Source organism: Mucilaginibacter flavus (assembly GCF_030409315.1).
Taxonomy (GTDB): Bacteria; Bacteroidota; Bacteroidia; order Sphingobacteriales; family Sphingobacteriaceae; genus Mucilaginibacter; species Mucilaginibacter flavus.
Map to the genome: position 1 here is coordinate 26,792 of NZ_JAUFPS010000030.1, position 21,325 is coordinate 48,116.

At 40.2% G+C, this 21,325-nt stretch carries 18 protein-coding genes; 12 read left to right on the forward strand and 6 right to left on the reverse strand.

The genetic code is table 11. The features are described 5' to 3' along the window. The first annotated feature begins 498 nt into the window (after positions 1 to 498). The 10 genes from QWZ17_RS14150 to QWZ17_RS14195 all read left to right on the forward strand — a co-directional run bounded on the left by QWZ17_RS14150 (position 499) and on the right by QWZ17_RS14195 (position 11,979). Entirely contained in the window at positions 499 to 1,332 is an 834-nt protein-coding gene (locus QWZ17_RS14150; RefSeq protein ID WP_290305896.1) for a DNA adenine methylase, read from the forward strand. After that, on the forward strand, positions 1,329 to 3,605 hold the full coding sequence (locus tag QWZ17_RS14155) for a DGQHR domain-containing protein (RefSeq protein WP_290305897.1): 2,277 nt from the start codon (positions 1,329 to 1,331) through the stop codon (positions 3,603 to 3,605). The genes QWZ17_RS14150 and QWZ17_RS14155 overlap by 4 nt, the downstream gene beginning before the upstream one ends. 1,019 nt (positions 3,606 to 4,624) lie before the next feature. Then, positions 4,625 to 5,215, forward strand: a complete 591-nt coding sequence (locus QWZ17_RS14160; protein WP_290305898.1) for a hypothetical protein — start codon at positions 4,625 to 4,627, stop codon at positions 5,213 to 5,215. A 294-nt stretch (positions 5,216 to 5,509) separates the two neighbouring features. Then, positions 5,510 to 6,259 carry a carboxypeptidase-like regulatory domain-containing protein gene (locus tag QWZ17_RS14165; RefSeq protein WP_290305899.1) on the forward strand — a complete coding sequence of 250 codons (750 nt, stop codon included), beginning with the start codon at positions 5,510 to 5,512 and terminating at the stop codon, positions 6,257 to 6,259. Positions 6,260 to 6,532: 273 nt separating this feature from the next. Then, positions 6,533 to 7,432, forward strand: coding sequence for a helix-turn-helix domain-containing protein (locus QWZ17_RS14170; RefSeq protein ID WP_290305900.1), 900 nt, complete (start codon positions 6,533 to 6,535; stop codon positions 7,430 to 7,432). A gap of 79 nt (positions 7,433 to 7,511) precedes the next feature. Next, positions 7,512 to 8,348 (forward strand): SDR family NAD(P)-dependent oxidoreductase, encoded by an 837-nt coding sequence (locus QWZ17_RS14175; protein ID WP_290305901.1) that lies wholly within the window; start codon positions 7,512 to 7,514, stop codon positions 8,346 to 8,348. A gap of 31 nt (positions 8,349 to 8,379) precedes the next feature. Beyond that, positions 8,380 to 9,111, forward strand: coding sequence for an SDR family oxidoreductase (locus QWZ17_RS14180; RefSeq protein WP_290305902.1), 732 nt, complete (start codon positions 8,380 to 8,382; stop codon positions 9,109 to 9,111). 62 nt (positions 9,112 to 9,173) lie between these two features. Beyond that, positions 9,174 to 10,013: an SDR family oxidoreductase gene (locus tag QWZ17_RS14185; protein WP_290305903.1), complete on the forward strand. Its 840-nt coding sequence runs from the start codon at positions 9,174 to 9,176 to the stop codon at positions 10,011 to 10,013. Next, positions 9,980 to 10,261, forward strand: coding sequence for an Atu4866 domain-containing protein (locus tag QWZ17_RS14190; RefSeq protein ID WP_290305904.1), 282 nt, complete (start codon positions 9,980 to 9,982; stop codon positions 10,259 to 10,261). The genes QWZ17_RS14185 and QWZ17_RS14190 overlap by 34 nt, the downstream gene beginning before the upstream one ends. Before the next feature lie 95 nt (positions 10,262 to 10,356). Continuing rightward, on the forward strand, positions 10,357 to 11,979 hold the full coding sequence (locus QWZ17_RS14195) for an NADP-dependent glyceraldehyde-3-phosphate dehydrogenase (protein ID WP_290305905.1): 1,623 nt from the start codon (positions 10,357 to 10,359) through the stop codon (positions 11,977 to 11,979). Positions 11,980 to 12,135: 156 nt separating this feature from the next. On the opposite strand, the gene QWZ17_RS14200 is transcribed toward QWZ17_RS14195, so the two are convergent. After that, a complete protein-coding gene (locus QWZ17_RS14200; RefSeq protein WP_290305906.1) occupies positions 12,136 to 12,756 on the reverse strand; it encodes a DUF2306 domain-containing protein in 621 nt (206 codons plus the stop codon). Further along, positions 12,753 to 14,675, reverse strand: a complete 1,923-nt coding sequence (locus tag QWZ17_RS14205; RefSeq protein ID WP_290305907.1) for a WG repeat-containing protein — start codon at positions 14,673 to 14,675, stop codon at positions 12,753 to 12,755. Before QWZ17_RS14205 ends, QWZ17_RS14200 begins: the two co-directional genes overlap by 4 nt. A 180-nt stretch (positions 14,676 to 14,855) precedes the next feature. On the opposite strand from QWZ17_RS14205, the gene QWZ17_RS14210 reads away from it, so the two are divergent. Beyond that, positions 14,856 to 15,401 carry a peroxiredoxin gene (locus QWZ17_RS14210; protein ID WP_290305908.1) on the forward strand — a complete coding sequence of 182 codons (546 nt, stop codon included), beginning with the start codon at positions 14,856 to 14,858 and terminating at the stop codon, positions 15,399 to 15,401. Positions 15,402 to 15,635: 234 nt separating this feature from the next. Continuing rightward, complete coding sequence (locus tag QWZ17_RS14215) at positions 15,636 to 16,220, forward strand: carboxymuconolactone decarboxylase family protein (RefSeq protein ID WP_290305909.1); 585 nt, start codon at positions 15,636 to 15,638, stop codon at positions 16,218 to 16,220. Between the two features lie 261 nt (positions 16,221 to 16,481). Here the strand turns inward: QWZ17_RS14215 and QWZ17_RS14220 are convergent, their stop codons facing one another. The 4 genes from QWZ17_RS14220 to QWZ17_RS14235 are packed head-to-tail and all read right to left on the reverse strand — an operon-like array spanning position 16,482 to position 21,117. Next, positions 16,482 to 18,026, reverse strand: coding sequence for a DHA2 family efflux MFS transporter permease subunit (locus QWZ17_RS14220; protein WP_290305910.1), 1,545 nt, complete (start codon positions 18,024 to 18,026; stop codon positions 16,482 to 16,484). A 4-nt stretch (positions 18,027 to 18,030) separates the two neighbouring features. Then, positions 18,031 to 19,092 carry an HlyD family secretion protein gene (locus QWZ17_RS14225; protein ID WP_290305911.1) on the reverse strand — a complete coding sequence of 354 codons (1,062 nt, stop codon included), beginning with the start codon at positions 19,090 to 19,092 and terminating at the stop codon, positions 18,031 to 18,033. A 20-nt stretch (positions 19,093 to 19,112) separates the two neighbouring features. Continuing rightward, positions 19,113 to 20,486, reverse strand: coding sequence for a TolC family protein (locus QWZ17_RS14230; RefSeq protein WP_290305912.1), 1,374 nt, complete (start codon positions 20,484 to 20,486; stop codon positions 19,113 to 19,115). After that, positions 20,470 to 21,117: a TetR/AcrR family transcriptional regulator gene (locus QWZ17_RS14235; RefSeq protein ID WP_290305913.1), complete on the reverse strand. Its 648-nt coding sequence runs from the start codon at positions 21,115 to 21,117 to the stop codon at positions 20,470 to 20,472. The genes QWZ17_RS14230 and QWZ17_RS14235 overlap by 17 nt, the downstream gene beginning before the upstream one ends. Positions 21,118 to 21,325: the final 208 nt, after the last annotated feature.

Consider the following 21,325-nt stretch of genomic DNA (forward strand, 5'->3'; position numbering starts at 1 on the left):
AAACATAAAGCGCACGCCCCCCTTAGCAAATCTTTCCTCGTAAGTTATTTTTTGACTTTTTAATTTTAACTTTTGAATTAACAAGTGCAATACCTGCGGCCCGGGCTATCCACTCATACTGCACAAGGCCTTAGTCACAGGCCGGTATCCCAATGTCATTAAGTTAAGGAAAAACAGAATTAGAAATAATATCGAATAATGAATTTCGAATGTCCAACACCGAAGGGTTTTACTTCATTATTCGATATTGGACATTCAGTGTTCGATATTAAAATCAACATTAAATCCTTAACTTAATGACATTGGCCGGTATCCGTTTCTATCCCTATTGCGACATTGGGGTTATGCAAAAGCCCAACGTTGTGGTTGGGCTTGGGTGAAATTGTTTGGGGCAAGTTTTGCGAGTGTGGCATATGCTGTACGCAGAATGGGAAACTCTATTTTAACTTTTTATTATTATAATCTAATTTTATTATTACTTTCATTTTTCCCAATTAAATGAAAGACCTAAACCTAAACAAAATTGAATACGCACGCCCCTTTTTAAGGTGGGCAGGTGGAAAAACTTGGCTCATCAAGCATTTGAGAAAAGTCAAAAAACTTGACTTTAACAATTACCATGAGCCATTTCTCGGCGGAGCTTCAACGTATTTTTATCTATCACCAAACGGACATTCTTTTTTGTCGGACTTAAACACAGATTTAGTTGAAACCTATCAGACGATAAAGGATGAGGTTAATGGTGTCATCGAACGATTGAGAACCTTCAAGAACGAAGAAAAATATTACTATGATATCCGAGAAACTATTTTTGAAAATAAATTAGATCGCGCAGCGAAGTTTATATATCTAAATCAAACCTCTTTTAACGGTATTTATCGTGTCAATTTGAAGGGGAAATACAATGTGCCTTATGGTTTTAGAGAAAAAGACTATTACGTAGACGTTGAAACTCTAAAAATGGCAAGCTTAGCTTTAATTAATACGACCATATTTCAGGGTGACTTTTATTCGGTGATGACAAATATAAATGCTGGTGATTTGGTATTCTTAGATCCTCCGTATACTGTTTCACACAATAACAATGGCTTCATCAAATATAATGAAAAGATTTTTTCGTTAGAAGATCAATTTAGACTTAGTAACATGATAAGTGAAATAAAAGCAATTGGAGCATATTACATTTTGTCTAACGCCGCTCACAAAACGATAAAAGACATCTTCGAGAAAGGCGATACAAGACATGAATTAAAAAGGGGGAACGCGATTGGAGGTAATAGAGCAACAAGGGGGCAAACTGAAGAGTATATTTTTACAAACATTGAGTTATGACGGAGGATTTAAGAAATACCATTTTAGGCAATTTTATCGGTGAAGAAGACATCTATAAATTGCTACGAACCAAGAAAACAGACTCTTATAAGGAGAGTTTTAACAACGGTTCCTCTGCTCTTCAAGAAAAGCTTAATGATGGTTGGGAAATAGACGTTATTTTAAAATCAAAAACTAAGGTTTCCAAGGCTAAGGAAGATGACATACTTTTTAAAGATAAAGTATGGTCATTATTTGCGCAACTGGGTTTTAAGATATTAAACAGAGATAGTTTTGGTTTTCCCTACGACAAAAAAGACCCATCGCTAATTCACGGAATAGACGTTTTTGCAAAGGATGATGAAACCGTCTTAATTATTGAATGTCGTTCTTCAATAAAAAATATCTCTTGCGATTTTAGTGATGAGCTAGAAGGTCTAAAATTCAAAAAAGCTGGGATTATTAATACTATACATGCACTGTTTCCAAACACAAAACCAAAATTCAAATTCATTTTGGCAACTCGAAACATAGGGATGTCCACAGAAGATGAAACAGCTTTAGCTAAATTTGACGCTATACATTTTTCTGAAGAAGTAATAGATTATTACTATTCACTGCACTCTCAATTGGGAACGGCTTCAAGATATCAACTTTTAGGGGCACTGTTTGCAGGACAGGAAATTCCCGACTTAGAAAACCGAATACCTGCAATCGAAGGAAAAATGGGAGGGCATACTTATTATTCTTTTTCAATAGAACCTGAAAAGCTATTAAAAATAGGGTACGTATTACATCGAAATAAAGCGAATGAGAATATGATGCCAACATATCAAAGACTTATTAAAAAGGCTCGGATAAAAGAAATTCATAAATTTCTTGAAGAGGAAGGCGGTTATTTTCCTAATTCTGTAATAATTAACATCGTTTCAGATAAAAATAAAGATATATTTTTTGAAAAAAGTAGTAATCAAGTTCCTGAGGCAATATCCAGAATCGGAATACTTCATTTGCCAAAAAAATATCGATCATCTTACATTATTGATGGGCAGCACCGATTATATGGATATTCTAATTCGAAGTACAAAAATACCAATACCATTCCAGTAGTGGCTTTGATAAATTTAGAGCGTTCGGAACAGGTGAGGTTGTTTATGCAAATAAATGAAAACCAGAAACCCGTTTCAAAAGATTTAAGAAATACTTTAGATGCAGATTTATTGTGGGATTCTGAGAGTTATGTAGATCAAATCAGGGCTCTAAAATCAAGAGTAGCAATAAAATTAGGTGAAGATAGAAATTCGCCTCTGTATAATAAAATTTCAATAGGAGAAGACAAAAAGGCAATATCGACTCAACAAATCGGAATTGCTCTTTCCAGAGGCGATTTCTTAGGAAAGGTGAAGGCTAAAGAAATTGAGAAATCAGGCACCTTCTATACTGGCAATCTGAACCGCGCCTATCTGACCCTCTCTGATTTTCTCATCAGAAGTTTTTCCTATTTAAAATATGAACTTGAAGAATTATGGGAACAGGAAGGAAACATTATTGTAATAAATAAGGGTTTTTATGGGATCACAATGATATTAAATGACTGTGTAAACCATTTAACAAATCACGACATGATAGACAAAAACACTTCTGCAAAAGAGATTTTTGAAGAGGTCAAACCTTATCTGACTAGTATAATTAAGTTTTATAGAGGAATCAATGAGATCAAAATAAATGAATTAAAGTCCTCTTACGGAATGCCTGGTGATGCGAAATATTGGAGGACTTTACAATTTGCTCTTAGAGAGGATTTTCCAGAAATTCACTTTGAAGGACTCGCAGAATATTTGAAGAAAGAGGAGAAAGAAAATAACGAAATGGCATTTAAGTACATTAGGGAAATCGAAAGCACATATTTAAAGAGCGTTGTTAGGCAGAAATTGGAAGACGAATTTGGAAAAGCTTGGTTTAAGAAAGGAGTTCCTGAAAAGATATATTCTGATGCTATCGCTTTGGCTGCAAAAAAAAATCGAGATATTGACGAAGAAGAAGACGAAAAGGAGCCCTGGGATCAGCTTCATCTTATTGACTACCGCGAAATCATTTTAAAAAATTGGCAAAAACTTTTTGAAATGCAATTCACAAAGCCGGGTGAAGAAAAAATTTCAGGAGGAAAAGAAGCTAAGACAAAATGGATGGTTGAACTTAATAGGATAAGAAATGAAAACTCCCACACCTATTACGTAACTGGCGAAGAGCTATCTTTCATTGAAGAAATATATGATTGGCTTGGAAGAAAATAACTAATTGATAAAACTCTATGCCTTATACATAGAAGTTTTATCATAAGTTAAAATCAAAAGTTGACTTATAATTTACTTTGGAGGAACGTCTTATATTTGCTATAAAACTTCACAACGAGGGCAATGTTCAAATTGAAAATAGCCCTCTTGCTGGCGGCACGCATGTCTCGTGTTTCGAAATCGGTAGATGTAATATTATAAAATAAACGAAGCCTGCCCGTAATGCCGGGCCTTGTTTTGTTACTTGTTGGTGTTTCCCTGCTGGAATTGCGTGCTGCACATCACCCTTGTTTTTTTATTCTGTAATATTCATCAGCCCCTTCTTCGCCACACAAAATTAAGGTGTCCTGATTTCTAAATTTAAATCCAAAACTTTCACTAAAAACATCGTAGTATATTTTAATACTGTCACCTAACATTTTATATTTATAGGATTTGAAGTGTTCCAGTTAGAATATTGTCGATTTTCTTATTTCAAAAATTGTATTATCGGTACCCTTCGCTCTCCAAATTCGAAGAAGTTTGCGAGCCGCGTTATTTTTGTTCTGTATCCGATTTAATTATAGTTGTGCCTGCATTTTTTTGAGTCTTCCTGCTTGATCCGGCAAGTTGATTTATTGAGTGTGAGTGAGTAATTAATTTATTATTGGCGCTATTGCAAACAACCAGGACGATAACAAGACTAGAAAAAATTATACTTGCCTTCACATTCAGTTAAATTTTGTGTCCTTGAGGGCGTAGTGGCCAAACCAAAGATAGTTGAAACGCTATAACCTTCAGATATGCCAAAGCCTTTTTTCATCCGTTTAATGTATTGGACTGGGTGAAAGCTCCGATGCGTCTTGAAACCGACTACATTTCACAATGTGAACCTGCCGTTGGTGAAAACACGCAACAGCGTGCCGTGGGAACACCAACAAGGATTGAGTTGTTCAAAGAATGAAAGCAAATCACAATTCTTGCCACTTGCTACTAAAAAATATTCTTAGCTTTAGGCAACAATTAAACCAATCACTCAAATGAAATTATTACTTAGCGGTGCTGCATTTATTGCCCTACTATCGTTATCTGCCACATCAATGGCTCAAAAAGTTAAACTAAAAGATGGCGATTTTGGTCCATTAAAAGCCGAAACAGAGGTTAACTTTGAATTTACCTACAACAACATGGGCGTGGGCAAGTACAAAGATGAGGCCGACTACCTGGAAAAAAAACGTACCGATTACAACAAAAAGGAAGAAGGTCGGGGCGATACCTGGGTAAAAGCCTGGGTAAGCGATCGCCAGGGTTTATTTGAACCTAAATTTATTGAGCTTTTTAGCAAATACAGCAATATGAGCGAAAATAAAAAGGCCAAATACACCATTATATTTAACACCTGGTTTACCGAGCCTGGTTACAATATTTACATTAGCCGCGAAAATGCCAAAATAAGTGGCGACGCCGTGATTGTGGAAACTGCTAACCGCAACAAAGTGCTGGCTACCATTTCGGTTGAAAAAGCACCCGGTCGTACATTTGGTGGTTATGATTATGACACCGGCTCGCGCCTCGCCGAATCATACGCCGCCGCCGGCAAAGCTTTAGCCAAGTTTATTAAAGACAAATAGGATTATTGGACTTTGGGACTATGAGACTTGCGGACAGTGAGACTTTTTGAACTAATTTTTCTATAACCAACAAAAGCCATCTCATCGATGGCTTTTGTTGGTTATAGAGTTTACGATTTTGATTTGCTTTTTTTCTGAACAGTGATTTATAGGATTAATGATTACCTGATTTTTGACTAACTTGATGGCCAAATTCAACTAATCAACCAACGTTAAAACTTGTTAAACCTATTCCGTTCATCATCCCTGTTAATTACATTTGTAATGTACTGATCACTAAACCAACCTTTTGATATGCGGTACTTATTACTCCTTTTGTTGTTGTGTACCTGCCTGGCGGGCTACGGTCAAAAACTAAGCGGCATTGTTACCGACAAAAATACGGGGCAACGTATTAGCGGCGCCTGGATTACCACGGCCAGCGGCACCGCCATTACCAATATAACCGGCGAATTCGCGGTTAGCACCGCTAAATTAAAGGATACGCTTAAGGTTAAAATGCAGGGCTATAAAATGTATGTATTACCTGTTGATGTAAGCAAGATTAACACGGTGGCTATTGCCCTTGAGCAAAGCACTATTGAGCTTAACCAGGTTAACATTAGCGCCCGGCGCGATAGGGTGAAGGATTCGATAAGTAACCGTAAGGAGTTTGCCAAAACGTTTGCCAGTCACCCGCCAAAGTTTACTGATATTGTAAGGCCGGTGATAGGTGTGGGGCCCATCCCGATGGCCGGGGTTGTTATTGTGCCGAGCCAGTTAATAGCCCTGCTTACCTACAAACATAGCAACGCTTATAAATTGAAGAAAGCGCTTATTGCCTATGAGCAGGGCGAATACATTGACAGCCGCTTTAGCGACGAGCGCGTGGCCCAGCTTACCGCCCTGCCCGATGATTCGCTGCACCAGTTTATTGAACTTTACCGTCCCACCATTACCCAGGTAAAAAAAATGAGCGACTACGATATCATGACCTATATTAAAACCAGTTTGGTTAAGTACAAGTCGCCGGTGCACCACGCGTTGATTACAGAGGCGTTTTAAAGACAGTGCGCAGATGGTTGGTTTTGGTACGATAGCCTTCCATTAATTTCACACTTTTTGAAGCTAAAAAAGCTAAATGGTGCATAACCGGATAATAACGGGGCTTAATGGGTACACAATGGTGCATAAAAAGGTGGTAATTGGAGTGTAACGCGACTGTTTGGGAGTTAAAAGCGGCGATAATCAAACATTTTGGCATCAAAAAGGTATATCATCTGTGGGTAAAAACAATTCCCCCGCTTGACACACGGTTTGAATTTCGTAATTTTGAATATGACTACTGAAACACTCGAAGATTTCTACAAACAAAAATTCGACTGGCTGCCAGATAATCTGCAGCAAAATATAGGGCATTTTAACGTGTTCAGGATTGAGGATTGCATTGGCCCCAATGCCAAGCCGGTTACGTACAGCCGCCGCAGCTTTTATAAAATAAGCCTGATGCACGGGGATAATATTATTCATTATGCCGATAAAAGTATCAACCTTTCGGGTACTTCGCTCATGTTTTTCAGTCCGCATGTACCGTATACGTTTGAGCATTTGAGTGACGACCGTACGGGCTTCTTCTGCATTTTTACAGAGTCTTTTTTTGCCGATAGGTTCCGTGGCGGCCTGGCCGAGCTGCCCATGTTTGCCATTGGCGCTAAACCGGTTTACGCGTTAGATGAAACCCAGGACAAATATATCAGCAGCCTCTTCGTAAAAATGGCCGAGGAACTTAATTCTGATTACGGCTTCAAATATGAGCTAATCAAAAATTACGTTACCGAAATGTGCTACTACGCCCTTAAAACCCAACCCTCAGAAAACGTACACCAGCATGCTGATGCCAAATCGCGCATCACCTCTGTATTTACCGAGCTGCTGGAGAGGCAGTTCCCGATAGAAACGCCGTCGCAAAGGTTCAACTTACGGTCGGCAAATGATTTCGCGCAAAGGTTATCCGTACACGTAAACCACCTTAACCGCGCCATCCGCGAAACCACCGGAAAAACCACCACCGATCACATTGCCGAGCGTTTACTAAGCGAAGCTAAATCGTTATTAAGGCACACCGATTGGAACATCTCTGAAATTGGCTACTGCCTGGGCTTTGAAGAGCCTACCCATTTTAATAACTTTTTCAAAAAACAAACCCAGCAAACGCCATCCACATTCAGAAATGTTTGAATTTTGTAACCATTGGTTTGATTAACGTAATGCCCCGCCCCGTTTGCCATAGTACCTTTGTTTTATCAAACAAAAACTTATGGACAACAAAAAAGTATGGTTTATCACTGGTGCTTCAAAGGGATTTGGGCTCAGTTTAGTAAAACAATTACTGGATGCTGGTCAGCTTGTTGCCGCTACTTCCAGGAACCAACAAGAGTTAACCGATGCTGTTGGCTCAACCTCAACTAATTTTTTACCACTTCAGGTCGACCTGATTAGCGAGGCGAGTGTTTCCCTGGCGCTGCAACATACCTATGAAACCTTTGGCAAAATTGACGTAGTGATCAACAATGCCGGCTATGGCATAGGCGGTGCCATTGAAGAACTAACCGATGCCGAAACCCGCACCGCGTTTGATGTAAACGTATTTGCCACACTCAACGTAATCAGGTTTGTGATGCCTTACCTGCGTAAACAACGCTCGGGCCATATTATCAACATAGCATCAATCGCCGGTATTGTTGGCGGTACCGGCTGGGCGGTTTACGCTGCTGCTAAACATGCCGTTATTGGCCTATCCCAGGTTTTGGCTATGGATGTTAAAGCTTTAGGCATTAAAGTTACTATAGTTGCACCCGGCGCGTTCCGTACAAGTTTCCTTACTGCAGGCTCATTAACCATGACCAGTAATCGTATTGAAGATTATGCCGATGTACGTGAATCGCACTGCAAATACTCAAAGATGGATGGACAGCAAGCCGGCGACCCGGAAAAAGCTGCTACAAGCATTATCAATGTTGTGTACGAAGAAAATCCACCACTGTATTTGCTATTGGGTGGCGATGCTTATAACAGGGCTTTAACCAAGCTGGATGGCTTGTACAAAGAGATCCACGAGTGGGAAGATATTACCTGCGCTACAGATTTCGACTAAATGGTAAAACCTTTACGCAAAGATACCTAAAATGGAAAACATTAAAGATAAAGTTGTAGTAATAACCGGCGCAAGCAGCGGCATGGGCGCGGCAACCGCCTGCAAACTGGCTAAGCTTGGTGCTAAAGTAGTTTTAGCCGCCCGGCGTGAAGATCAGCTTAAAGCCTTGGTAGCCGAATTGGGCGATAATGCCATTTACGTAACAACAGATGTAAGCAAACGTGCAGATCTGGATAATCTTATCCAACAGGCCATAGCCAAATTTAGCCATGTAGATGTGCTATGGAACAATGCGGGTATTATGCCTATCTCCTTTTTTGAAGAAGGCCTGGTTGATGAGTGGGATAAGATGATCGATATCAACATAAAAGGTGTTCTATACGGGATTAATGCGGTATTGCCGCATATGCTTAGCCGCGGGCAGGGGCATATCCTGGCTACCTCTTCGGTGGGAGGTATCAAAACATCCCCTGGGATTGGCGTTTACTCCGGTACAAAATTCGCGGTTAAAGCCATTATGGAAACCCTGCGCGAGGAAGTAGCCCAAATCGTTAAGGTAACTACTATTTTCCCGGGAGCAACCCAATCCGAGTTAGGCCATGATATTACCAGCCCCAGGATTAAAGCCCTCTACGGCAATTTGACTAACATGCCAAAGATGGATGAAGATGCTATTGCCGACGCTGTAATATACGCTATCAGTCAGCCGGGAAATGTCACCATTAACGATCTGGTACTAAGACCACTTGGCCAAACACGTTAAAAAACTAAAATCAAAAAACAATCGGTGACACCATAAAAATCACCTTAAATCAAAAAACAACAATGAACAATAATAATATATGGTTTGTAACCGGTGCCTCAAAAGGCCTGGGACTTACCCTTGTAAAAAGACTATTAAGTGAAGGTTATAAAGTAGCCGCAACTTCAAGAAACATCAGCGAACTGCAAAACGCCGTTGGCCAACAAAACGACAACTTTTTACCCCTTGCCGTAAATATCAAAAATGAAGAAAGCGTACAGGAGGCTATTGAAAAAACAGTAAGCACTTTTGGTAAAATTGATATAGTAGTTAACAATGCAGGATATGGAATGCTTGGTGGTTTAGAAGAGACTACCGACCAGGAGGCTCGCGATAATTTTGATGTAAATGTATTTGGTTCGCTAAATGTTATACGTAAGGCATTGCCTTATTTAAGAAACCAGCAATCGGGCCACATCATCAATATCTCGTCAATAGGTGGTTTTGCAGGTGGTTACCCAGGTTTTGGCATTTATTGCGCTACCAAATTTGCGGTTAACGGATTTACCGAGGCCTTGCAAACAGAGGTTAAGCCATTTGGCATCAAAGTAACCGTGGTTGAACCCGGCTACTTCCGTACTAATTTCCTTTCAGAAGGATCACTGGTAACGCCAAAAAACACTATAGATGCATACCAGAATGTACGCGACTCGCAAAGTTTACATCAGAACGACCTTAATCAGCAACAGGCTGGCGATCCCGAAAAAGCTGCTGCAGCGATGATCAGCATTGCCAACCATCCCGATGCTCCCCTGAATTTATTTTTAGGGGCTGATGCCTACCAGGTGGCCCAGCAAAAGATAGCATCGGTACAAACCGATTTAGAAACATGGAAAGATTTAACCATATCAACAGCATATTAAAAAAAATGAAAAACAATGAGCATATAGGCGTCTGGGTAACCAAAGATGGCCATGTACGCCATGAGTTTTTACCAAACGGCCGCTACAATGAAGCACGCGGCGATATAAAAAGTGCCTTTACAGGTTATTACAACCGCCTGGGTAATCACGTTGAATACCTTGACGATAGCGGCTTTACTGCCGTTGGCGATTTTAAAGACGGTGTTTTTTATCATGCCGGCATGGTTTTATATAAAGAGAGCGCCTAAATTATCAATTTGTTAATTGTACGCTTCGGCATCAAAAAGCTTGCTTATAAAAGCAGGCTTTTTTTATCTTTATAAAAATCTAATGCCTGAAAAATATGAGTTTTAAAGAACAGCTAAGTTCAATATTTGTAGATGAAAGCCTGATAGGCTACGGTTTTCAGATAGAGGAGGTTCACCAGCGCGAATACCTGAGCGGCGGCGAAATGAAACCCTGGACCGGCGAGGTAAGCGAAGTGTATTCTCCTATTGGGTTCTTCGGCGCTGATGGCTTTAAACGGAAACTGATTGGTACTTACCCCGTTTGCACCGAAAAGGAAGCGTTTGAAGCACTTGATGCCGCCATTGCGGCTTATGATAATGGCCGCGGCGAATGGCCTACCATGAGTATCCCCGACCGCATTAAATGCATGGAACGTTTCATTTTTAAAATGAGCGAACAACGCAGCCTGGTTATCAAACTATTAATGTGGGAGATAGGTAAGTCCTACGGCGATTCGGCCAAAGAGTTTGACCGTACCATTGAGTACATCAATGCTACCATTGATGCGCTTAAGGATATTGACCGTCAATCATCCCGTTTTGAAATGGCCGAAGGATTGGTAGCCCAGATCCGCCGCTCGCCATTGGGTGTGGTACTATGTATGGGGCCATTTAACTATCCGCTTAACGAAACATTTACTACCCTTATCCCCGCCCTGATAATGGGCAATACCATTTTATTTAAACCACCTAAGCACGGTACACTCTTACACTATCCATTACTGCGCGCTTTCCAGGAATCATTTCCTAAAGGGGTTGTAAATACCATTTACGGCCGCGGCTCTGTAGTTACACCGGGGTTGATGGCATCAGGTAAGGTGAATGTACTGGCCTTTATCGGTTCGAGCAAGGTAGCTAACGATCTTAAAAAACGTCACCCTAAAATAAATCGCTTGCGGGCGGTATTAAGTTTGGATGCTAAAAACGCGGCCATCGTTACCAAAAACGCCGACTTAAATTTAGCTGTTAGCGAGTGTATATTGGGCGCGTTATCATTTAACGGTCAGCGCTGTACGGCTATCAAAATGATATTTGTGCAAAAGGAAGTAGCCGACGAGTTTTTGAAACTCCTGAGCGAAGCTGTAGCCAAACTTAAATTTGGCTTACCGTGGGACCAGGATGTAAAACTTACGCCACTACCGGAGCCAAACAAAACCGAATACCTCACCGATATTGTTGCTGATGCCATTGCAAACGGCGCAAAGGTAGTTAACGAAAATGGCGGCGAAACCGTAGCGTCATTCTTTTACCCGGCGGTAGTTTACCCGGTTAATGAAAAAATGAGGTTATACCGTGAGGAACAATTTGGTCCCGTTATCCCGGTGATCCCATTTGAATCGATAGAAGAACCTATTGAATACCAGATAGACTCGCCCCACGGCATGCAGGTGAGTATTTTTAGTAACGATGCCAAAGAAATTTCATCGCTGATAGATCCGTTTGTGAACCTGGTGAGCCGGGTAAACATCAATAGCCAATGCCAGCGCGGACCGGATGTTTTTCCGTTCACCGGTCGTAAGGATAGTGCCGAAGGTACGTTATCGGTACATGATGCCTTAAGGTCATTCTCTATCCGCTCATTGGTAGCCACCAAAATGAACGAAACCAACAAACAGATTCTCAACGAAATTGTAAACGACAACGATAGTAATTTCCTGAGCACGAAGTTTATATTGTAATTTTCAGATGTGCAGATATGCAGATTTCAGATGTCCAGATTTCAAATGTGCAAATGAAAAAATATCCGCACATCATTAAATTAAATACGATATACAGATTACAGATATGCAAATTGAAAAATCATCTGCAAATCTGTAATCTGCATATTTGCACATCTATAAATTGGGGCTTCGCCTCCAATTTATTACCTCCACCAATATCAAATTGGGCACCCAGCTTAAAAAGGCGATAATGATATAGTTGTGATCGAAATTTACACCGTTGCCTACCACATGGAACAGCCAGATGTAAAAACGAAGTGTTACAGCGCCAAAGGCCAGTCCATAACTGCGGTGCATCATTTTAACGTGCTCTTCTACATTCCCTCTCTTAATTAGTAACAGCGCGGCCAGTGTAGATGCTACCCACAACGTGTTTTGAATAAAAAAGGAGATAAATACACCTGCCCCACGATTAACAAATAGCGTCATGACATAAGCGCCGGGTGCGGATATGAGCAATACCCCGAACACATATATTTTGCCTAATGCCCGGTGTAGGTTCTTGTTGTTATACACTTTTTCAGAAAATTGAAAAAAGCCAACCAACAATATCACACTACTGGCAAAAATATGGCAATAAAAAGCCGGCATATACCAGCCTGTTTTAATGGCTGCCTGTTTGAAGCCTAAAAAGAAAGCGTGGTTATGCGCAAAACTTTCATAAAAAGTACCAAAGCTTAAAACAGCTATCCAAAAGAAAGCAATGTACCTTAAAATACGGCCGGTAATGCTCATCGGGCAGCCAGCGTATTTACTTTTTTAACGTTTAAAATTGGGGCACCATTTAACTTACTGTTGATGAAGGCGATGTTGTATTTATCAATTACGGTAAGGGAATCATCAACACTTACGTTTGTTGTGGTATCTACGCTGTTAAAACGGTAAGCAAATGCATCATTCCACTCTTTGGCTTTAAACCGGTATTTGTAAGATGCATAGATTTCATTTTTCATGTACTGCAATATTTCCTTTGTAACATGATCAATTGTTTTGGTTTTCCTATTCGAATACGTTCCTATACCCAAAACATAGCAGCCTTGGAGGTATGAATCATCCAATTTTATAAATTGCGTAGGAAAAACCCTGCGAGATGGAAGTAATACAAACTTGCCATTCTTAACTTGCAGGTATCGATAATATGTCCCCTCATCTATAGTTACCTCCGGGTTAAATAGCGGGTAGCCAATTTGAGCGGTGGTTTTATACTCAAATAATGAGTCGTTGATTGCCTTTAAGGAATTTTCATTGCAACTACCAGAAAGCTCGCCATAACCTTCCTCCCCTCCAATGTATACATCACCATTAAAGCCTAAAATTTGATTATGTTTCTTATCAACCACCAATATGCTTTTACTTTTGTAAAGCCCGCCACGTCCGCCTAAGTAATCGTCCGCTATAGAATAAAAAGCAGTTTGAAACCAATTATCATCGTCACCTTTCTTTTCACCATCAAAAGCAACATCAATGTAACCGCTACCTTCTTCTTCTTCCTCGCCTAAAACCTTGCGCAAAGGGTTTGGAAAATCAAGAAACTTATCTAACAATTGCAAATTTACCAGGTATGATGGAGCTATTACCAGCGAGGCATTCCGCTCTTTTGAATTATACTCCATGATATTTTTCGAGCTTTTCTCAGAAAGTGTGTAAGAGTCGCCAAAGGTCTTTATTAGAGGTACCATGTCAGCCACCTTAAAATCAGCTATCTTTTCAGATACCGTAGTGTCGGCTTTTAAATAAAAGAAATCATCTCCATTTTTTAAAACGGCAAGATTTCCACCAGCTTTTAAAGGATAAACCTCATCATACTCCACAGGCACGGCCATCTTGCCATCGATTTTATAAAACCCTTTCTTTTTTGCTTTCTCTACTTCTATTAAACCTTCAATCGCGCCACTAACATTATGAATCAAATCGTACTCAACCGGGATTATTTCTTTCAAATCTGGATTTACAAGTCCCATCTTATAATCGCTGGCGTCATTTTCTAATGGTTTATTAGCATAATTGAATCCGTCTGGTAGTTTCCCCTTTATTACATAATAAAAGGTTTTGTTGTTTACATGATCAAACCACAACACACTATCGTATCGAGTTTGTAGTTTTTCGGCGGCTTTAAAGGCTGCAAGGGTAATGGCACTATAAATATCTGTAACGGGGGTAATTTTGTTATATACCTTTGTTTGAAAAGCCACATAATCTTTCACAAATCCACGCGCATCCACCTGGGTAATTTTATATTGCCCGCCTACAATTTTGTGAATGGTAAATAAAATGGTCGATAACTCCTGGGGCAAACCATCATAGGTAAATTTAGTAGCCACCCTCGCGGTTACAAATTCGGAGTTTACTACTGTAATCAAAGCATCTTCGGTATTCATGCTTAGTTTAAACAAGGGTTTATCCTTACCGCCGGTGTTGGTTTTATTACAAAGTACGTTTAACAGTACTTTAACCAATTTCCCTTTCTGCTGATCTTCAAAATACGCTTTCGCCGAATCAACGTTGCCAGCTTTGATTTGCTTATTAAATGCGTTTAAAAACAGCTGTACTTCGCCTTTGCCTGGTTTGTTGTTTTTGATGCGCAGATAAAAAAAAGCGCCGCCTGCTATTAATAAAATAACAGCGATGATGATCAAAATAGGTTTGGTTTTCATAATACCAAGATAGATATTTTAATTAAACCCAAAAACTTTCGTTAAAGCCCTGAAAGTCAATAGTAGTTGTTTATATTGAGCAGAATCAATATCAATAAAATCTATACGGTATAGATTTTTAGAATGAAGTACAGACTTTTAAAACAGTATATTTGCATAAATAATAAAAAAAGAACACTTATGTTAACGATAGGACAAAAATTCCCCCAGTTTTCTAAAACTGCCGTAGTTAGTATCGAAAAAGGAAAAGAGTTTGAAACACTTACTTCTGAGTACCTTGTAAATGACGATAACGTTTGGACAGTAATGTTCTGGTGGCCAAAAGATTTCACTTTTGTGTGCCCAACAGAAATTGCTGAGTTCAACAAAAACTTTGGCGAATTCCGTGATCGCGAAACCCGTTTAATTGGTGCTTCAACAGATTCTGAATTTGTTCATGCTGCCTGGAGAAGAGATCATGACGATTTGCGCGACCTGAAATTCCCGATGCTTGCCGATACTTCAAAATCATTAGCCGAAGACCTTGGTATTTTAGAGCCAACTGAAAAAATCGCTTACCGTGCTACTTTCATCGTTGATCCTACCGGCATTATCCGTTGGGTATCTGTTAACGATTTAAGCGTAGGTCGTAACGTTAAAGAAGTTTTACGTGTACTTGATGGTTTACAAACCGACGAACTTTGCCCTTGCAACTGGGAAAAAGGCCAGGAAACCCTTACCGTTTAATTCCCCCCTACATCATATGTCCCCGTATGGTTAATTACTATGCGGGGATTTTTTTTAAGCCGAAAGCTAAAGGCGTAAAGCTGAAAGCCTTTTTTCAGCCCCAATTGATTTCGCATTTAGCCTTCTGAATATATATATATATCATTACACTCTGCTGAAAGCATTTAGCCTTCTGCTTTAAGCCTTGAGCTTTTTGCTTTATGCCTTTTGCTTTAAGCTTTAAGCTCAAACACCATGAACGAAAGCACCGAAGTAATCCAGGAAATACTACAAAGTGTTGGATTAGATAAAGATTACCGTACCACCAGTCTTACACTGTTAGAAAAAGGCGAATCGCGCTATTTACGCGATCTGAAACTGAATTTTACCAGTACCCTTACCTCGGCTCATTTAACAGCTAAGGAATGCGCGCTATTGGGTTTAAGCATTGCTGTTAATAACAACAATACACCGCTTACCACCTTCTTCACCAAATATGCAGAAGAGCAGGAAGCTACCGCCGCCGAAATTGGCGAAGCCGTAGGCTGCGCTTCTTTACTGGCTTCAAACAACATATTTTATAGGTTCAGGCATTTTACCCAAAAGGAAAAATACACGCAAATTCCGGCCCGTATCCGTATGCAATTAATGATGAAACCGGTAACCGGTAAAGAGTTTTTTGAATTGATGAGCCTTGCCGTATCGGCCGTTAACGGTTGCGAAATGTGCGTAAACGCCCACGAGGATTCATTGATTAAATTAGCCACAACCGAAGAGCGCATTTTTGATGCGGTGCGCATTGCATCCCTGGTTACGGCCACCGGCAAGGTTATTTTTTAACCCTTTTTTGATTTTTTTGCATAAAAAAAGACATGAGATATTAACATTTCATGTCTTTTTCACAATTAGGAGTTTATTAGCGAATTAATTTGTGATTGTTAATTAAAAACTTCTAAATTTATACCTAAGATTAAACAAACCTCAATCCTACATTTATTTTATTTAAAACAATTGTATCTCTGAGGGGAGTTATTAAATTTTAATTGTTAATTTTTTTTGGGGAAAGCCGTTCCAGGTAATAGTGGAACGGCTTTTATCGTATTAATGAGCATCAGCAGCAGCCTTGAGTTTCTTAAACGGCTGCAAATAAAGCAATGGGATAGAAAACAACATTACCAGGCCCGAAATCCAGTAAGCATCATCATAAGTTAATAACAATACCTGTTTGGTAAGGGCACCTTCAATTGAGCCATAAGCCATGCGGGTGGCATCTAATAAAGAATAACCTTTGGCCATAAAGCTGTGCATGGCGCCGTTTAGCCTATCAACCAATGCCGGGTTTGTAGCCGTAATATTGGTTAACAAATTATTGCGGTGTACACCCTGACGTATGTGAATAATAGTGGTTAAGGTGGCTATACCAAATGAACCGCCCAACTGACGCATCATGTTGTTTAAGCCAGTACCCTGCCCTACTTCCGGTCCTTTTAAGTCGGCAATAGCCAGCGTGGTTAACGGCACAAATAACAAAGCCATACCCACACCACGTATTACCAGCGGTAAAAAGAAATTGCTGGTACCTACCGCTAAGGTTGAATTGCTTAGCATAGTAGTAAACACAAAAAACAGGAACATACCAGCGGTTGCCATAAATTGGGCAGGGATACCTTTATTAAGCGCCTTACCAATAAAAGGCATCATCATAATGGTACACAAACCGCCGGGGAACAGGATTTCGCCTGTTTGCTGCGCTGTAAAGCCTAATAAATTCTGACAAAATACCGGGAACACAAATACCGATCCGTACAAACCAAAGCCCAGGATGAACGATGTGAACATCCCCACCGCGAAGCTGCGGTGCCGCAATATGGCAAAATTTACAATAGGGTAATCAATACTCATTTCGCGCCATATAAACAACACCAAACCTAATATGGCGGTGATGGTTAGTACAGTAATGTACGGTGTAGCAAACCAATCTTCAGTTTCGCCTTTTTCAAGGATAGTTTGCAAGCTACCTACCGCTATTGCAAGCAGGGCAATACCCCACCAATCTATCGGCCTGCCTTTTGCATCCTTCGGCGTCTCCCGCACATAAGTGTAGGCAAAGAAAGCAGCCAGGGCACCTACAGGGATATTTACATAAAATATCCAGCTCCAGTTCAGGTGATCTGTAATATAACCACCAATGGTAGGGCCTACCGTTGGGCCTACTACCGCTCCTAAACCAAATAGCGCTGTAGCGGTACCAATTTGTTCACGCGGCCAGGTTTCAATCAATATGGCCTGCGATGTTGATATCAAACCACCACCCGCTATACCCTGTAAAATACGGAACATCACCAGTTCATTTAAACTTGTAGCGTTACCGCATAAAAAAGAGGCGATGGTGAAGACAATGATCGATGTAATAAAATAATTTTTGCGTCCGAACCTGCTTCCCAGCCAACCCGACATGGGAAGTATGATTACGTTTGCTACCGCGTACCCGGTAACCACCCAGGCCACATCCTCAAGGGTTGCGCCAAGGTTACCTTGTATTTTGGGCAAGGACACGTTCACAATCGTGGTATCAATCAACTCCAGTAACGAAGCTGTGATAACCGTGATGGTGATGATCCATTTTCTAAAGCCTGTTTCAGCCATGGTTTTATCCTTTAATTACAGATACGTTCACGCTCATACCTGGGCGCAGCTTATCCATAGTTGCTTTATCAGCAGTTATTTTAATTTTTACCGGTACACGTTGTACCACTTTTACAAAGTTACCTGTAGCGTTATCCGGTGGCAATAAAGAGAATTTAGCACCTGTTGCCGGCGAAAAATTATATACTTCGCCTTCTAATTTCAAATCAGGGTAAGCATCAACTTCAATCTCCACTTTCTGACCGTTTTTCATATCGGTAAGCTGGGTTTCTTTAAAGTTGGCGGTAATGTATAAGCTGTTATCATTAACAATGCTAAACAATGTTTGGCCTGCCTGTACCAACTGACCTAACTGAACGCTTTTTTTAGCCGCTAAACCGCTTGATGGCGCTTTAATAGTAGTATAGCTTAATTGCAATTTAGCGTAGTCAATATCAACCTGCTTTTGGCTTACACCAGTGTTGGTAACCTTTAACTGGCTACGGGTAGTACCAATTTGCTCAACGGCAGCTTTGTACTGATCCTGTGATGCTTTTAAGTTTGCTTTAGCTACTTCCAAATCTGCTTTAGCCTGGTCAAATTGTTGCTGGGTTACAGATCCATCTTTTACCAGGTTGGCATAACGCGCGTAATCTTTTTGTACTTTATCTAAACGGGCCGCGTTTGATGTTACCTGTGCACGGGCGCTTGATGAATTTGCCTCGTTAGCAAAAATTTGTGATTGGTTAACATTGATACCTGCACTTGCACCAACCTGTGCCGCTTGTGCCTGCTCAACTCTAACTTTGTAATCACGGTCATCTATTTTAACTAAAGTTTGACCTGCTGTAACGTGGATGTTATCTTCAAAAAAGATAGAATCAACATAACCTCCAACGCGGGCTACTACCGGGCTGATGTCGCCATCAATCTGGGCATCATCCGTATCGATGTGTTTGCCGTAGTATATATATTCTTTGATACCGAAAATAGCGCCACCAATAAGTAATACACCTAATATGATAGGGATAACTTTATTTGGTTTCTTTTTTGGTTCTTGTTCCTGAGTTTCTTGTGACTTTGCCATTGTATTATCTGGTTTAAGTATTATTTGTTGTTAATTTTTCCTGTTGATTTTAGTAAAGTATAGTAAGCAAGACCTGCATCGGCTTTGGCTAACTCCAGGTTTATCTGGGCCTGGTAAAGTAAAGTTTCGGCATCGGCCCTATCTGTTGCAGATGCTACGTTGCTTTTGTATTTAGATTCGAGGATCTTGTTGTTTTCGCCGGCCTGATCAATAGAGGTTTGCAAAAGCTTGATCTTATCTAAAGCCATGGTCCAGTTCTGGTAGCTTTGGTTCACTTCGTCTTTAATACGATCGATAGTGATGTTCTTGTTGATATCTACCTGCTCACGCTGAATTTTTGCTTCGGTGATCTTGTTTTTGTTAGTCCATAGGTTACCAAAGTTCCATGACAGGGTTAAACCTACCGATAGTGGCGTAATGAACTGACCGCTTTTTGGAATTGGGTTGGCGCTCACATCAACATAATAAGCACTGCCCGATGCCGCTAATGTAGGCAGGGTATTGGCTTTAATGTTTTTGATGCTGGTTTCTGCAACCTTACCACGCAAATCTGCCTGTTGTAATTCAACACGACTTGCATAGGCCGAATCAATATAAGTACTTAGCGGAGCCACCGGCCTGTCGGCTTCAGTAATCTGCTCAATGTTTAACTGGGTACCTTCTGGCAAGCCCAATAACACGTTTAAGTTATAGTTGATGATGCGGCGGTTAGTTTCCAGGTCGATGCCGTTAAGCTCAACATTTGAGCGTTGCAATTGAAAACGCAACACATCATTTTTGGTAACCAGGCCCTGGTCAAAAAAGCGTTGTGCCTGTTTAATCTGACCATCAATCGTAGCTAAATTTTGCGCTACTACTTTTTTGCTTTGCAATACTTTGTAAAGACCGTAGTAAGAACTGATTACATCATAGGCGATCTCGTCTTTATTGTTATTGATATCCAAACGGGCAACTTGTGTAAGCAATTGGGTTGATTCTTTAGCGAATTTGTATTTACCGCCTGCGTAAAGCACTTCATTTAAGGATAAAATACCAAGGTAAGCATCGGCACGGGCAGGTAAATCAAAACTGCTTGGCCCAAGCGCAAGCTTATTTGCCGGAATTTCGGCATGGTTGTAGCCATAGCTCACTTTACCCGTAGGCAAAGCAGCATCCTTAGCCTGCTCATACTGTGACACAGCCTGATCAATTTTTGATTGCGATAGCTTCAGCGTTTTGCTGTTATCAAGACCCAGCTTAACGGCCTCATCTAAAGTAATGGTACGGTCCTGGGCGGCGGCTGTTCCTGCAAACAGCAAACCAGATATGGCAAGTGATGCTCCATATCTCCAAAACCCGTGTACTGTATTTTTCAACAGCTTAAGGTGGTTGGTTTTGTTATTTTGAGTTGTCATTTTCATTAACTAAATAAGCTTTTAAAAGTCTTTTCATGTATGCTTTAACACGGGGTTTCAGCTCTTCTTCCATAAATTTCTCGTCACGAATATCATGTCCTACTATTAAGGATGATAGCTGCGGCATGTTAATAATATAATTTTTGGTTCCAAAAATGGTGGCAATAACCATGGGGATATCAATATCGCTGTAAAAGCTGCCATTGGTTAAACCCTCTTCAATAATCTTCTTAATCTCGTACACGTTCACCATTAATATTTCGGTGATCTTGTCAGTAAGGGTCCAGCGTTTATTCATGGAAACCTCGCGGTTAATTAATTTTTGAAAACAGTTATTTACAATTATGCGCTCTACATAGTTATCGATACATTTTTCGAGCTTGCCCCAGGTGGTAATTGTGTCATCATTACCAATATTTTGTAATAATGTGCGGAATGAAGCAATCTTACGCTCAAAAACTGCCAGGAAAAGCCCTTCTTTTGAACCGAAATAATAGTTTAGCATGGCCATATTAACCCCAGCCTCGCCCGAGATTGTACGGGTAGAAGCGCCATCAAATCCATAGTCGGCAAATACCCGCTCGGCTACGTCAAGGATGTGGTCTTTTTTATCTATTTTATCTTTGTCCATTGTTTTAACGGCACAAAATTAATCAAACGATTGATTAGTCAAAACAATAAACCCTAAAAGTTAATCATTTGATTAATTGATTACTATCGAATGACAAAATTGTTTTTGTTCGCTTTATTTTTTTTGATTTTGGCAATTAGATGTTTAAACAGTTATCGTTTTGATAAATAATGTTTGCTCAGGATCTCCTTAAATAGGTCCCCTGAGC

Excerpts from the sequence above, each read along its gene's own strand:
- QWZ17_RS14150 (WP_290305896.1), top strand. The coding sequence starts at position 499 with ATGAAAGACCTAAACCTAAACAAAATTGAATACGCACGCCCCTTTTTA.
- QWZ17_RS14155 (WP_290305897.1), top strand. The coding sequence starts at position 1,329 with ATGACGGAGGATTTAAGAAATACCATTTTAGGCAATTTTATCGGTGAA.
- QWZ17_RS14160 (WP_290305898.1), top strand. The coding sequence starts at position 4,625 with ATGAAATTATTACTTAGCGGTGCTGCATTTATTGCCCTACTATCGTTA.
- QWZ17_RS14165 (WP_290305899.1), top strand. The coding sequence starts at position 5,510 with ATGCGGTACTTATTACTCCTTTTGTTGTTGTGTACCTGCCTGGCGGGC.
- QWZ17_RS14170 (WP_290305900.1), top strand. The coding sequence starts at position 6,533 with ATGACTACTGAAACACTCGAAGATTTCTACAAACAAAAATTCGACTGG.
- QWZ17_RS14175 (WP_290305901.1), top strand. The coding sequence starts at position 7,512 with ATGGACAACAAAAAAGTATGGTTTATCACTGGTGCTTCAAAGGGATTT.
- QWZ17_RS14180 (WP_290305902.1), top strand. The coding sequence starts at position 8,380 with ATGGAAAACATTAAAGATAAAGTTGTAGTAATAACCGGCGCAAGCAGC.
- QWZ17_RS14185 (WP_290305903.1), top strand. The coding sequence starts at position 9,174 with ATGAACAATAATAATATATGGTTTGTAACCGGTGCCTCAAAAGGCCTG.
- QWZ17_RS14190 (WP_290305904.1), top strand. The coding sequence starts at position 9,980 with ATGGAAAGATTTAACCATATCAACAGCATATTAAAAAAAATGAAAAAC.
- QWZ17_RS14195 (WP_290305905.1), top strand. The coding sequence starts at position 10,357 with ATGAGTTTTAAAGAACAGCTAAGTTCAATATTTGTAGATGAAAGCCTG.
- QWZ17_RS14200 (WP_290305906.1), bottom strand. The coding sequence starts at position 12,756 with ATGAGCATTACCGGCCGTATTTTAAGGTACATTGCTTTCTTTTGGATA.
- QWZ17_RS14205 (WP_290305907.1), bottom strand. The coding sequence starts at position 14,675 with ATGAAAACCAAACCTATTTTGATCATCATCGCTGTTATTTTATTAATA.
- QWZ17_RS14210 (WP_290305908.1), top strand. The coding sequence starts at position 14,856 with ATGTTAACGATAGGACAAAAATTCCCCCAGTTTTCTAAAACTGCCGTA.
- QWZ17_RS14215 (WP_290305909.1), top strand. The coding sequence starts at position 15,636 with ATGAACGAAAGCACCGAAGTAATCCAGGAAATACTACAAAGTGTTGGA.
- QWZ17_RS14220 (WP_290305910.1), bottom strand. The coding sequence starts at position 18,026 with ATGGCTGAAACAGGCTTTAGAAAATGGATCATCACCATCACGGTTATC.
- QWZ17_RS14225 (WP_290305911.1), bottom strand. The coding sequence starts at position 19,092 with ATGGCAAAGTCACAAGAAACTCAGGAACAAGAACCAAAAAAGAAACCA.
- QWZ17_RS14230 (WP_290305912.1), bottom strand. The coding sequence starts at position 20,486 with ATGACAACTCAAAATAACAAAACCAACCACCTTAAGCTGTTGAAAAAT.
- QWZ17_RS14235 (WP_290305913.1), bottom strand. The coding sequence starts at position 21,117 with ATGGACAAAGATAAAATAGATAAAAAAGACCACATCCTTGACGTAGCC.